The following is a 12,377-nucleotide window of genomic DNA, read 5'->3' as shown; positions in this document are numbered from 1 at the left end:
CGGAAGTGACGCGATGAGTGTGCCCAAGTCCAAGGACGACGCCCCAGGTGTCTTCGACGCGCTGCGGTCGACGCCGCGCGCGGTCCGCTACCTGCTCGGCGGCGTGCTGCTCAACCAGCTCGGCGCCTTCGTCCAGACCTTCCTGGTGCTGTACCTGACGCACCGCGGCTACGGCCTCGACCGGGCCGGCTTCCTGCTCGGCGCGTACGGGGTCGGCGCGGTCGCGGGCACCGTGCTGGGCGGCGAACTGGCCTCCCGGCTCGGCAGCCGCACCACCATCGTCACCGCGATGGGCGGGTCCTCGGTCCTGGTCTTCGTCATCCCGTGGCTGGCCACCCCCGGCAGCTATCCGGTGCTGCTCGCGCTGGTGGTCCTGCTGGGCCTGATGACCCAGTCCTACCGGCCCGCCGCCTCCGCGATGCTGAGCGACCTGATGCCGGACGAGTACCGGGTCATGGGCTTCTCGATGCTCCGGATCGCCATGAACATCGGCGCCGCCGCCGGACCGTTGCTGGCCGCGGGGCTGATCCAGATCAACTGGAACCTGCTGTTCTGGTTCGACGGCGCCACCGCCCTGACCTACGCCCTGCTCGCCGCCACCCTGCTGCCGAAGCCCGCCGCGAAGACCTCCGCCGAGGGCCCGGCCGACGCGGCCGCCGCCGAACAGGACAAGGGGTCGGCGTACGGGATCATGCTGCGCGATCACCGCTTCCTGTTCTATCTGACGTCGATGCTGTTCAGCGCGCTGGTCTACGCCCAGTTCTTCGCGGTGCTGCCGGTCGACCTGGCCGACGCGGGCCACTCCACCGCGCTCTACAGCGTGGTCCTCACCCTGTCCTCGGTGCTGCTGATCAGCCTGGAGCTGGCGGTGACGGCCCGGGTGAGCCGGTGGCGGGCGAGCACGGCGGCGACCGTGGGGACGTTCGTGTACTGCCTCGGCATCGCGGGCTTCGGTCTGCCGGGCAGCGTGCCCGCGCTGATCCTGCTCACCACGGCGGTCAGCGTCGGCGGCCTGATGGTCAGCGGGCCGACCCTGTGGGCGCACCCGGCCAAGGCCGAGGAGCGGGTCCGCGGCCGCTACATCGCCGCCTCCCAGGCCGTCTTCGGCCTCGGCTCGGCGGTCGGACCGGCGCTCGGCATGCTGGTGTGGACCCAGTGGGGCGACGGGATCTGGGTCACCTGCGCGGTCCTCGGCGTGCTGGCGGCGGCGCTGGCCTGGGCCGGTCTGCGCGCCTCGGACGAGCCCGCCCCGGCCCCGGACGACCCGGCCGCCGCGACCGGCGCCCGCGAGGACGCGGCCGTCACCGGCTGACCCCCGCCGCGCTCCCCCTGTTCCACCCGGCCCGTCCGCCCACCCCGTGGGCGGGCCGGAACCCCCGGACCACCTTTTCCCCACACCCTCTCTCTCACCACCTGTGAGCACCCGTCTAGGAGAACCCGTGCCTGTCAGCGACACCATCCCCGCCACCGACTCGGCCGCCCGCGACGAGCGCCCCGCGCGGGTCGCCACCCGCCGCAGGCTCCTGATGTGCCGCCCGCGGCACTACGACGTCACCTACTCGATCAACCCGTGGATGAACCCGGAGCGCGCCACCGACAACTCGCTCGCCCTGCGCCAGTGGGAGGGGCTGCGCGATCTCTACATCGAGCTGGGCCACACCGTCGAGGAGATCAAGCCGGTCGAGGACCTGCCCGACATGGTGTTCGCCGCCAACGGCGCGACCGTGGTGGACGGCAAGGTGTACGGCGCCCGCTTCCGGCACGCCGAGCGCACCGCCGAGGGGCCCGCATATCTGCGGTGGTTCCAGGAGCAGGGCTACCAGGACGTGCTGTGGCCGGAGTTCATCAACGAGGGCGAGGGCGACATCCTCACCGTCGGCCGACGCGTCCTGGCCGGTACGGGCTTCCGTACCGACATCCGCGCGCACGCCGAGGCGCAGGAGTTCTTCGGGCTGCCGGTGACCTCGCTGACCCTCGTCAACCCCCGGCACTACCACCTGGACACCGCGCTGTCGGTGCTCTCGGACGACGAGATCATGTACTACCCGGAGGCGTTCACGCCGGGCAGCCGGGCCGTGCTGCGGGAGATGTTCCCGGACGCGGTGCTCGCCTCAGCCGAGGACGCCGCCGTCTTCGGCCTGAACGCCTTCTCCGACGGCCGTCATGTGCTCCTCCCGGCCGCCGCCGAGGGCCTGCACACCCAGTTGCGCGCCCGCGGCTTCGAGCCGATCGGCGTCGAACTCTCCGAACTGCTCAAGGCGGGCGGCAGTGTGAAGTGCTGCACCCTGGAGCTGCGCGAGCGCTGAGCCAGGTAGTCCAGGTGCCGCCGCTCTCGCCGCCCCTCGGCGGGGGAACGGCGGCACCGGTCGTGCTTCCTAGACGCGCGAGTTCCGCAGCGACTGCCACACCGCACCGGCCAGCGCCCGCGTCGCCCGCGGGACGGACAGCCCCTCGTGCTCGCGGTACAGCTCCCAGTTGTACTGGACGAGGGACAGCTTGTTGGAGGACAGCGATCCCGCCTGGTGGGCCCGGTACACCGCGAGCGGCTCGAGCAGACCCCGCGCGTCGGCGCCGTCCCGCATGATCGACAGCCACAGGGCGTAGTCCTGCCGCTTCCGCATCTCCGGCATCAGCCTCGTGCCCAGGATGTTGCGGTCGTACATGGCGGTCAGCGCGCCAATGTGGTCCCGCACCAGCATCGCGCGGTAGTCCACATGCTCCCGCGCACGGATCACCCGCCCGTTCGGACGGAACTCGGTGCTCTCGCCGTCGTAGTCGGCGTCCATCTTGTAATAGGACGTGAACGTCAGAGGCGCGTTCCCCCCGGCGGCGAACTCGAGCTGCCGCTCGGTCTTCTCCGGGAGCCACATGTCGTCGCTGTCGAGGAACGCGACGTAGTCCCCGCGGGCCCGCTCGATCGCGAGGTTGCGGGCCCGTCCGGCACCGCCCTGCTCGGGCGCCGACCGCGGCAGCACCCGCTCGTCCTGGCGGGCGAACTCCATGAGCAGGTCCAGGGAGCCGTCGGAGGACTTGTCGTCGGTGACCAGCAGCTCCAGGTCCGCGTGCGTCTGCGTGAGCACCGACCGGACCGCGGCACCGAGGGTGTCCGCCGAGTTGTAGACGGGCATCACGACGGACACCAGGGGCACAGCACTTCTCCTCGCAGGGCGGCGGCGATCTCGGAGCCCCCTGTCGGATTCGAACCGACGACCTACGCATTACAAGTGCGTTGCTCTGGCCAGCTGAGCTAAGGAGGCGTGGACGGGCCCCGAGGGGTCCGTGCCTGTGAAGTGTACCCATGCGCGGACGCGGGAGGCCGGGGGAAATTCGAGGGCGTCCGGGTACTGACAGGGCAGGTGGGCGGCGGGTACGGTCCTGAGCTGGTTCACCTGGGTGAACCACCCGAACCACCTTCCTACAACGGATCGTCCGGCACGTTCCTGCCGGTAGAAGGGGGCCCTTCACCATGGCCACTGTCACGTTCGACAAGGCGACCCGGATCTATCCGGGGGCGACCAAGCCCGCCGTCGACGCCCTGGAGATCGCCATCGAGGACGGCGAGTTCCTCGTCCTCGTCGGCCCGTCCGGCTGCGGCAAGTCCACCTCGCTCCGCATGCTCGCGGGGCTCGAGGACGTCAACGGCGGCGCCATCCGCATCGGCGACCGCGACGTCACCCACCTGCCGCCCAAGGACCGGGACATCGCCATGGTGTTCCAGAACTACGCCCTGTACCCGCACATGACGGTCGCCGACAACATGGGCTTCGCCCTGAAGATCGCGGGCGTCAACAAGTCGGACATCCGGGCGAAGGTCGAGGAGGCCGCCAAGATCCTCGACCTCACCGAGTACCTGGACCGCAAGCCGAAGGCCCTCTCCGGCGGTCAGCGCCAGCGTGTCGCCATGGGCCGCGCCATCGTCCGCGAGCCGCAGGTCTTCCTCATGGACGAGCCGCTGTCCAACCTGGACGCCAAGCTCCGCGTCTCCACCCGCACCCAGATCGCCTCGCTCCAGCGGCGCCTGGGCACCACCACCGTCTACGTCACCCACGACCAGGTCGAGGCCATGACGATGGGCGACCGGGTGGCCGTGCTGAAGGACGGCCTGCTCCAGCAGGTCGACACCCCGCGCAACATGTACGACCGCCCCGCCAACCTCTTCGTCGCGGGCTTCATCGGCTCCCCCGCGATGAACCTGGTCGAGGTGCCGATCACCGACGGCGGCGTGAAGTTCGGCAACAGCGTGGTGCCGGTCGGCCGGGAAGCGCTCTCGGCCGCCGCCGACCGGGGCGACACCACCGTGACGGTCGGCGTCCGCCCCGAGCACTTCGACGTGGTCGAGCTGGGCGGCGGCGCGGCGGCCACCGCGCTGACCAAGGACAGCGCCGACGCCCCGGCCGGACTCGCCGTCGCGGTCAACGTCGTCGAGGAGCTGGGCGCCGACGGTTACGTCTACGGCGCCGTCGAGGTCGGCGGCGACGTCCGGGACCTCGTCGTCCGGGTGAACGGCCGTCAGGTGCCGGAGAAGGGCTCCACGCTGCACGTCGTACCGCGGCCGGGCGAGATCCACGTGTTCTCGACCTCCACGGGCGAGCGCCTCTCCGACTGACCGGAGCACACAGGCAGTTCACCGGAAGGGGGTCCCGCGGGGCCCCCTTCCGCGTACCCCGGCACGGTTCGGCGGATATCCCGGCACAGGGATCAATTCGGGCGCCCGGCGTCAACCCCCTACCCAGAAAGCCGCACGACTTCATCCCCCGTAAGGGTGACTAAATGTCGCCAAATCATCACCGGGCGCTACCCTCACTCGCGTGACGCACTCCACCACCCCTCAGACGCGACGCGGCCACCGGGGCGGCCCTGCCCGCCGGATCGGCCGCACTCTCGCCCTCGTCCTGCCCGTCGTCCTGGTGCTCTCCGGAACCCTCGCGGTCACGCGGGTCAACTGGTCCGGGGACTCCGAAGGCTCGGTGCTCACCGCCTCGGACGTCGCCCCGGCCCCCGCGAAGGCCGGTACCGCCCGTACGGTCACCGCCAAGAAGGCGGCGCCCCAGGAAATCCTGCGCGAGCGGCTGCTGACCGAGCTTCAGGACAAGAACCCCGGCGTGGTCCTCACCCACCTCCAGCAGGCGGTCAACGGCCACCCGGCGCTCGCCGAGCACTGCACCTCGATCGCCCGCACCCTGGGCCGCGCCGCGGTCCGCCTCTACGGCGCCTCCCGCGCCCAGTCCTACGCCCGCCCGGTGTGCGACACGTCCTTCGCGACGGGTGTGCTGGCGGCACATAGCTGATCGGCACGTGGCTGATCGACACATGGCTGATCGGCACACAGCTGATCGGCACATGGCTGATCCGCACATAGCGGGTCGGCACATAGCTCATCGGCACACACAGGCGGCCCTGTCGTGCGCCTGGACCCCGCCGGGGCGCCACGTACAGTTCGGGGCATGACCCATCCGAACGTCGCGTCGCGCCCCACCCAAGCCGTCGTCCTGGCCGGTGGCCAGGGCTCCCGGCTGCGTCCCTACACGGACGACCGGCCCAAGCCGATGGTCGAGATCCCCGGCACGGGCACCCCGATCATCGGCCACCAGCTGAACTGGCTGGCCGAAGAGGGCGTCACCGACGTGGTGGTCTCCTGCGGCCATCTCGCCGAGGTTCTCGAGAAGTGGCTGGCCACGGCCGATCTGCCGCTGTCCGTCACCACCGTCGTGGAGACCGAGCCGCTCGGCCGCGGCGGCGGCCTGAAGTACGCCGCCGCGCGTCTCCCCCGCCCCGACCGGCCCTGGTACGCCACCAACGGCGACATCTGGACCCGCTTCTCCCTGCGGGACATGGCCGACTTCCACACCGAGCGGGACGCGGTCGCCACCCTCGCGCTGGCCCGGCCGCGCATCCCCTGGGGCGCCGTGCGCACGGACGGCTTCGGGCACATCACCGACTTCATCGAGGCCCCGCCGTCCACCGTCGAGATCAACGCCGGTGTGTACGTCTTCTCCCCCGAGTTCCGCGACCTGCTGCCCGACCGGGGCGACCACGAGCGCGCCACCTTCCCCCGCCTGGCTCGTGAGCGCAAGCTCGCCGGGTTCCCGCTGCCCCAGGGCTCCTACTGGCGGGCCATCGACACGGTCAAGGACCTCACCGAGGCCGCCAAGGAACTGGACGCCGACCGCGGCTAGCACCAGCCCGCCGCACACCGAAGGGCCCCGTACCTCACCACGAGGTACGGGGCCCTTGGCGTCGTGCGGGTCAGTTGTTGCCGAACAGACCGCCCACCAGGCCGGGCTGGCCGGTGGAGGCGCCGCCGCCCGAATCGGTGCCGCCGCCGGACTCGGTGCCGCCGCCGGAGGTGCCCGAGCCGGTGCCGCCCGTCGCGGTGCCGCCCGCGCTGGTCGGGCCCGCCGTGGTGCTGGGGGCGCCGCCGCCACCCGTGGTCGGGTCGGTCCGCTGCGGCGGGGCCTGGCCCGTGGTGCCCTGGGTCTGGCTGGGCGCGGCCGGAGCCGTACCGGCCGTGCGGCCCGCGTCCGGGGTGCTCGCCGCGCCGGACGGGCTGGCCCCGGCCGAGGCGCCGCCCGTGGGCGAGCTGGACGCGGACGGGCTGGCCTGCCTGCGCGGCGCACCGGGCTCCGAGGGCAGCGGCGAGCCCGGCTGGTTGTTGCGCGGCGCCTCGCCGGGACCGGGGACGACCACCCGGCTGGAGTCGCGTACCGCACCGCCGAGCAGCGAGCCGACGAGCAGCGTCACACCGACCGTGATGCCCGTGATCAGCGCGCCCCGGCGCAGTACGTACCGGCGCAGGTCCCACAGGGCGGCGCGCGGGCCGAGGACGCGCCAGGCGCTGCCCGCGAGCCTGCCGTCCACGGAGTAGACAGGGGCGCCCGCGATGACCAGCGGGGACCAGGCGGCCAGGTAGATGATGTCGGGCGCGTCGTAGGCCGGGACCGTCTTCCAGCTGACGGTGACGATGAGCGCGGCCGAGAGCAGCGCGCCCACCGCGGCGGCGACCCGCTGCCAGCAGCCGAGGATGGTCAGCACGCCGACCAGGACCTGGAGGAAGGCGATGACCAGCCCGGAGCCCACCGGGTGGTGCAGCGCGAACTGGCGCAGCGGCTCGGCCACGTCCCACGGGTGCAGGGTGTTGAGCCACTTGACCATCGAGCCGCGCTCGCCGCCGTCGAAGTAGACGGGGTCGCACAGCTTGCCCATCCCCGCGTAGGCGGAGATGAAGCCGAGGAAGACGCGCAGCGGGAGCAGGACGACGCCGAGGTTCATCCGGCGACCGGGGTAGTACGCGTGCCGCGCCAAGTCGTCGCCGTGCCGCCGGGCGGCCCGCCCGCCGGAGGGCCGGACGGGCGGCTCGTCGGGGTCGAACTCGTCGCCCGCGTAGGGCGGTTCGCCGTACGGGGGTTCGTCGTACGCCGCATCGCCGTACGACGGCTCACCGTACGACTGCTCGTCGTAGGCGCTGCCGACCGGGCGCATGTGCGGCAGCAGTCGGGTGCCGCCGTCCGGGCCGGTGCGCTGGGGGCCGAGGACCGGGGTCTCGACGGTCGCGTCGAGCCGGTCGTAGGCGTCCGCGTAGCCGGTGTGGTCCGGGTCGAGGCGCGGGATGACCTGGGTGGCGCCCGCCGGTTCGTCGGGGTGGCGGACGCTGCTGCCCCGGACGGCCTGGAGCAGGCGGTGGGTGCCGGTGTCGTCGGGCGCGGACCGGCCGCTCCAGACGACCGGACGGCGCCGGCCCGCGGCCGTGCCCGCCGTGCCCGCGGCGGACACGCGGGAGGTGTCCTGGGCGGCGCTCAGATGCCGGGCGATTCTGGGGGATTGGGCGCGCCTGCCCGCCGACCCCAGCTGCACGCGGAAGCTGGCGTGATTGACGATGACCTGCGCCGGATCGCTCGGCACCTTCACCATGCTCAGCGCGGGAACCTCGTCGAAGCCCGACGAGCGGTCACCCGTGGGCGTGCGGGGTGTTCTGGTGTCCACACTCATCTAACCGAGTGACGCCGAGTTAGGACACTGCCTTGACCGGCCCGATGTGTCCGGGCCGCGTCAAAGTCGTCGTGAACGCCGGGCTCCCCCCGGAATTACCGCATCCGGGGGAAGCGCCGAACGGCCGTTCAGGAGCGGCGGCGGGACGCCTCGTACAGCACCACACCGGCCGCGACACCGGCGTTGAGGGACTCCGCGCCACCCGGCATGGGGATGCGCACCCGGTGGTCGCAGGTCTCGCCGACCAGCCGCGAGAGGCCCTTGCCCTCGCTGCCGACCACGACGACGACCGGGCCGGACAGCGCCGCCAGGTCGCCCACCTCGGCCTCGCCGTCGGCGGCCAGGCCGACCACGGTGATCCCGGCCTTCTTGTACTGCTCCAGGGTCCGGGTGAGGTTGGTGGCACGGGCGACCGGCGTACGCGCGGCCGCACCGGCCGACGACTTCCAGGCACCGGCGCTCATCCCGGCCGAGCGGCGCTCGGGCACGACCACGCCGTGACCGCCGAAGGCGGAGACGGAGCGGACGACGGCGCCGAGGTTGCGCGGGTCGGTGACGCCGTCGAGGGCGACGATCAGCGGGTCCTCGCCCTGGTCGTAGGCGGCCGCGGGCAGGTCCTCGGGGTGCGCGTACTCGTACGGCGGGACCTGGAGGACGAGGCCCTGGTGGTTCAGGCCGTTCGTCATGCGGTCCAGCTCGGGGCGCGGGGCCTCCATGAGGTGGATGTTGCCGCGCTCGGCGGCGAGCTGCAGGGCCTCACGGACGCGCTCGTCGTTGTCGATGAACTGCTGGACGTAGAGCATGGTGGCGGGCACACCGTCACGCAGTGCCTCGTACACCGGGTTGCGGCCGACGACCAGCTCGGAGGTGGACCGGCCGCCGCCCTTGCGCTGCTGGGGGCGGCCCTGGGCACGGCGGACCTTGGCGGCGGCGGCACGCTGCTTGGCGTGGCCCTTGCGCGCCTCGGCGGGGGGCGTGGGGCCCTTGCCCTCCAGGCCACGGCGCCGCTGGCCGCCGCTGCCGACCTGCGCACCCTTCTTGCCGGACATGCGGCGGTTGTTCGCCATGAGTTACCCGTCTCCGTGAGCGTTCGTGCGTATGTATGCAGTGTGCCGCCCGGATGGCCGGGCGGCACACTCGATCAAGCCGTCGCCGGCCGGGCCTAGCGCGGGCCGATGCTCCAGCGCGGGCCCTGCGGGCTGTCCTCGACGACCAGGCCGGACTGTCCGAGCTGGTCGCGGATGGCGTCGGCGGTGGCCCAGTCCTTGCGGCCGCGGGCCGACTCGCGCTGCTCCAGCACGAGCCGGACCAGGCTGTCCACCACACCGTGCAGGTCCTCGCCGCGCTCGCCGCCCTCACCGGCCCACTGGGGGTCCAGCGGGTCGAGGCCGAGGACGCCGAGCATGGCGCGGACCTCGGCGAGGCGGGCGACGGCCGCTTCCTTGTCGTCGGCGGCCAGCGCGCTGTTGCCCTGCCGGACGGTGGTGTGCACGACGGCGAGGGCCTGCGGCACGCCCAGGTCGTCGTCCATCGCCTCGGCGAAGGCGGGCGGCACCTCGGCGGCCGGTTCGACCTCGCCGCCTGCCTTCTCCAGCGCGCGCTGGATGAAGCCCTCGATGCGCGCGAACGCGATCTCGGCCTCCCGCAGCGCCTCCTCGCTGTACTCGATCATCGAGCGGTAGTGCGGGGTGCCGAGGTAGTAGCGCAGGACGATGGGACGCCACTGCTTGACCATCTCGGAGACCAGCACGCTGTTGCCGAGCGACTTGGACATCTTGTCGCCCGCCATGGTCACCCAGGCGTTGTGCACCCAGTACCGCGCGAACTCGTCGCCGAACGCCTTGGCCTGGGCGATCTCGTTCTCGTGGTGCGGGAAGATCAGGTCGAGACCGCCGCCGTGGATGTCGAAGGCGGAGCCGAGGTATTTGTGCGCCATGGCCGAGCACTCCAGGTGCCAGCCGGGGCGGCCGGGTCCCCAGGGCGTCGGCCAGCTCGGCTCGCCCGGCTTGACCGCCTTCCACATGGCGAAGTCACGCGGGTCCCGCTTGCCGGTCTCGCCCTCGCCGGACGGCTGGAGCAGGTTGTCCAGCTCCTGCCGGGACAGCTCCAGGTAGTCGCCCCAGGAGCGCACGTCGAAGTAGACGTTGCCGTCGGCCTCGTAGGCGTGGCCGCGCTCGATGAGGCCCTGCATCATCTCGATCATCTCGGTGATGTGGCCGGTGGCGCGGGGCTCGTAGGTGGGCGGGAGGCAACCGAGGGCGTCGTAGGCGTCGTTGAACGCCCGCTCGTTCTCGTACCCGATGGCCCACCAGGGGCGCTTCTGCTCGTGCGACTTGGCGATGATCTTGTCGTCGATGTCCGTGACGTTGCGGATGAACGTCACGTCGTAGCCGCGGTACGCGAACCAGCGGCGCATGATGTCGAAGTTCAGGCCCGAGCGGATGTGCCCGATGTGCGGTGCGGCCTGCACGGTGGCGCCACACAGGTAGATCGAGACACAGCCCGGCTGGGCCGGGGTGAAGTCGCGGATCTGCCGGGCGCTGGTGTCGTACAGGCGAATGGTCACCACACCAGGGTAGTGGGAACGCGGCTGTGCGATGCCACCGGACGGTGACATCGCCGCTCCGGGCCGTCCCCTACGGGGCTGCTAGAGGCTGCCGACCACCTTGCGCGGGGTGATGCGGACGACGACCCGCTCGGCGTCGTCGGCGGAGGCCGGGTTGAACTCGGCGTACTTCTTGCCGGTGTACTTCAGGGACAGCTCGTCGATGAGTGCCTGGCCGCCCTCGGTGCTCATCTCGGCGGTGCCGCGGATCTCGGCGTACTCGTAGGGGTTCTCCGGGTCCATGACGACGACGGTGACCCGCGGGTCGCGCTTGAGGTTCCGCTCCTTGCGCCGGTCGACCGTGGTGGAGAAGAGGACGTCGTCCCCGTCGCGCTTCACCCACACCGGGGACAGCTGCGGGCTGCCGTCGGGCTGGACGGTGCCGACCACGATGAACACGCGCGTGTCCAGCAGGGACTTGAGCCGGTCGGACAGGGCAGCGGACATGAAGATCCTCCTCGATCGACGGTGGCTGTGCGGGTACCCTCGCACGCCCCTACGACACGCGCACCACGAGCGCCGTGGCGATGGCCATCAGCCCCTCGTCGCGGCCGGGGAAGCCGAGCCCGTCGGTGGTCGCGCCGGACACGGAGACCGGGGCCCCGGCGGCGGCGCCGAGGATCCGCTGCGCCTCGTCCCGCCGCTTGCCGATCTTCGGGCGGGGGCCGACGACCTGCACGGCGACGTTGCCGATGGCGAAGCCCGCCTCCCGCACGATCCGGGCGGCCTCGGTGAGCAGGGTGACCCCGGAGGCGCCGGTCCACTCGGGTCGGCCGGTGCCGAAGTGCTGCCCGAGGTCACCGAGTCCGGCGGCGGAGAACAGCGCGTTGCAGGCGGCGTGCGCGACCACGTCGGCGTCGGAGTGCCCGGCGAGTCCCGGCCCGGAGTCCTCCCACTTGAGCCCGGCGCACCACAGCTCGCGGCCGTCCTCGAAGGCGTGGATGTCGGTGCCGATGCCGACCTGGGGCAGCACGGGCAGCTCAGAAGCCATCGTTGAGCCTCCTGCGGGTGAGGACCGCCTCCGCGAGGACGAGGTCGAGCGGCCGGGTCACCTTGAACGCCTCCTCGTGCCCGGGCACGGTCACGACCCGCGCGCCGAGCCGCTCGACCATGCTCGCGTCGTCGGTGACGTCCTCGGTGACGGTGTCGTGGGCGCGGATCAGGGTCGCGCGGTCGAAACCCTGCGGGGTCTGCACGGCGCGCAGCCGGGCGCGGGAGGGCGTGCCGAGCACCGGCTCGGGCTCGCCGGGGGTGCCCGCGGGCTCGACCTCCTTGACCGTGTCGGCCAGCGGCAGCGCCGGGACCACGGCCGGGGCGCCGTCGCGCACCGCCTCGACGACCGTGTCCACGGTGTCGACGGGGACGAGGGGGCGGGCGGCGTCGTGCACGAGGACGATGTCGTAGGCGGGGGGCAGGGCGTCCAGGCCCAGGCGGACCGACTCCTGGCGGCTCTCCCCGCCGGGCACGACCAGGAAGTCCGTGCGCTCGGGCAGCGCGTGCGCGTCCAGTAGCGACTTGACCTCGGCGGCGCCGTCCGGCGGGGCGACGACGACGACCAGGGAGACGTGCCGGGAGGCGGCCAGGGCACGGATCGCGTGGATCAGCATGGGCGTGCCGTTCAGCGCGCGGAGCGCCTTGGGGGCGCCCGGACCGAGGCGTACGCCCCGGCCGGCGGCGGGGATCACGGCGGCGACACGGCTGTCCTGGCGCGGCTCGGCGGGCGCGGGACGCGATTCGTCAGACATCGGTTCCTGTCAGGTTTGTGTGCTCGGGCCCGGTGGGTATG

Annotated in this window: 12 protein-coding genes and 1 tRNA gene; 5 read left to right on the top strand and 8 right to left on the bottom strand. The window is 72.4% G+C overall.

Annotated features, from left to right (window positions below; genetic code table 11):
* Window positions 1-13 precede the first annotated feature (13 nt).
* A complete protein-coding gene (locus ACI2LY_RS26070; protein ID WP_404709270.1) occupies window positions 14-1,312 on the top strand; it encodes an MFS transporter in 1,299 nt (432 codons plus the stop codon).
* Window positions 1,313-1,439: 127 nt separating this feature from the next.
* Window positions 1,440-2,306 (top strand): dimethylargininase, encoded by an 867-nt coding sequence (gene ddaH / locus ACI2LY_RS26065; protein ID WP_404709269.1) that lies wholly within the window; start codon window positions 1,440-1,442, stop codon window positions 2,304-2,306.
* A 69-nt stretch (window positions 2,307-2,375) separates the two neighbouring features.
* On the opposite strand, the gene ACI2LY_RS26060 is transcribed toward ddaH, so the two are convergent.
* A complete protein-coding gene (locus tag ACI2LY_RS26060) occupies window positions 2,376-3,149 on the bottom strand; it encodes a glycosyltransferase family 2 protein (RefSeq protein ID WP_404709268.1) in 774 nt (257 codons plus the stop codon).
* Between the two features lie 34 nt (window positions 3,150-3,183).
* Window positions 3,184-3,257, bottom strand: a tRNA-Thr gene (locus ACI2LY_RS26055).
* A gap of 209 nt (window positions 3,258-3,466) precedes the next feature.
* Between ACI2LY_RS26055 and ACI2LY_RS26050 the strand changes: the two genes are divergently transcribed.
* The 3 genes from ACI2LY_RS26050 (at window position 3,467) to ACI2LY_RS26040 (ending at window position 6,176) form a co-directional block, all read left to right on the top strand.
* Window positions 3,467-4,606 carry an ABC transporter ATP-binding protein gene (locus tag ACI2LY_RS26050; RefSeq protein WP_404709267.1) on the top strand — a complete coding sequence of 380 codons (1,140 nt, stop codon included), beginning with the start codon at window positions 3,467-3,469 and terminating at the stop codon, window positions 4,604-4,606.
* 202 nt (window positions 4,607-4,808) lie between these two features.
* Window positions 4,809-5,288: a hypothetical protein gene (locus ACI2LY_RS26045; protein WP_404709266.1), complete on the top strand. Its 480-nt coding sequence runs from the start codon at window positions 4,809-4,811 to the stop codon at window positions 5,286-5,288.
* A 156-nt stretch (window positions 5,289-5,444) separates the two neighbouring features.
* Window positions 5,445-6,176, top strand: coding sequence for an NDP-sugar synthase (locus ACI2LY_RS26040; RefSeq protein WP_389005205.1), 732 nt, complete (start codon window positions 5,445-5,447; stop codon window positions 6,174-6,176).
* A gap of 70 nt (window positions 6,177-6,246) precedes the next feature.
* On the opposite strand, the gene ACI2LY_RS26035 is transcribed toward ACI2LY_RS26040, so the two are convergent.
* The 6 genes from ACI2LY_RS26035 to ispD form a co-directional block, all read right to left on the bottom strand.
* Complete coding sequence (locus tag ACI2LY_RS26035; RefSeq protein ID WP_404709265.1) at window positions 6,247-7,986, bottom strand: DoxX family membrane protein; 1,740 nt, start codon at window positions 7,984-7,986, stop codon at window positions 6,247-6,249.
* A 128-nt stretch (window positions 7,987-8,114) separates the two neighbouring features.
* Window positions 8,115-9,053, bottom strand: a complete 939-nt coding sequence (gene rlmB / locus ACI2LY_RS26030) for a 23S rRNA (guanosine(2251)-2'-O)-methyltransferase RlmB (RefSeq protein WP_404709264.1) — start codon at window positions 9,051-9,053, stop codon at window positions 8,115-8,117.
* 95 nt (window positions 9,054-9,148) lie between these two features.
* Window positions 9,149-10,552, bottom strand: coding sequence for a cysteine--tRNA ligase (gene cysS, locus ACI2LY_RS26025; protein WP_404709263.1), 1,404 nt, complete (start codon window positions 10,550-10,552; stop codon window positions 9,149-9,151).
* A gap of 81 nt (window positions 10,553-10,633) precedes the next feature.
* Window positions 10,634-11,038 carry a PPOX class F420-dependent oxidoreductase gene (locus ACI2LY_RS26020; protein WP_404709262.1) on the bottom strand — a complete coding sequence of 135 codons (405 nt, stop codon included), beginning with the start codon at window positions 11,036-11,038 and terminating at the stop codon, window positions 10,634-10,636.
* A gap of 49 nt (window positions 11,039-11,087) precedes the next feature.
* Window positions 11,088-11,582 carry a 2-C-methyl-D-erythritol 2,4-cyclodiphosphate synthase gene (ispF, locus tag ACI2LY_RS26015; RefSeq protein ID WP_404709261.1) on the bottom strand — a complete coding sequence of 165 codons (495 nt, stop codon included), beginning with the start codon at window positions 11,580-11,582 and terminating at the stop codon, window positions 11,088-11,090.
* Window positions 11,572-12,336 carry a 2-C-methyl-D-erythritol 4-phosphate cytidylyltransferase gene (gene ispD, locus ACI2LY_RS26010; protein ID WP_404709260.1) on the bottom strand — a complete coding sequence of 255 codons (765 nt, stop codon included), beginning with the start codon at window positions 12,334-12,336 and terminating at the stop codon, window positions 11,572-11,574. Before ispD ends, ispF begins: the two co-directional genes overlap by 11 nt.
* Window positions 12,337-12,377: the final 41 nt, after the last annotated feature.

The organism is Streptomyces sp. NPDC002176 (assembly GCF_044903645.1).
GTDB lineage: Bacteria > Actinomycetota > Actinomycetes > Streptomycetales > Streptomycetaceae > Streptomyces.
The sequence above is the reverse complement of the archived record's forward strand: the minus strand, read 5'-3'. Positions and strand labels throughout refer to the sequence as shown.

Excerpts from the sequence above, each read along its gene's own strand:
- ACI2LY_RS26070 (WP_404709270.1), top strand. The coding sequence starts at position 14 with ATGAGTGTGCCCAAGTCCAAGGACGACGCCCCAGGTGTCTTCGACGCG.
- ACI2LY_RS26050 (WP_404709267.1), top strand. The coding sequence starts at position 3,467 with ATGGCCACTGTCACGTTCGACAAGGCGACCCGGATCTATCCGGGGGCG.
- ACI2LY_RS26040 (WP_389005205.1), top strand. The coding sequence starts at position 5,445 with ATGACCCATCCGAACGTCGCGTCGCGCCCCACCCAAGCCGTCGTCCTG.
- ACI2LY_RS26035 (WP_404709265.1), bottom strand. The coding sequence starts at position 7,986 with ATGAGTGTGGACACCAGAACACCCCGCACGCCCACGGGTGACCGCTCG.
- rlmB (WP_404709264.1), bottom strand. The coding sequence starts at position 9,053 with ATGGCGAACAACCGCCGCATGTCCGGCAAGAAGGGTGCGCAGGTCGGC.
- ACI2LY_RS26020 (WP_404709262.1), bottom strand. The coding sequence starts at position 11,038 with ATGTCCGCTGCCCTGTCCGACCGGCTCAAGTCCCTGCTGGACACGCGC.
- ispF (WP_404709261.1), bottom strand. The coding sequence starts at position 11,582 with ATGGCTTCTGAGCTGCCCGTGCTGCCCCAGGTCGGCATCGGCACCGAC.
- ispD (WP_404709260.1), bottom strand. The coding sequence starts at position 12,336 with ATGTCTGACGAATCGCGTCCCGCGCCCGCCGAGCCGCGCCAGGACAGC.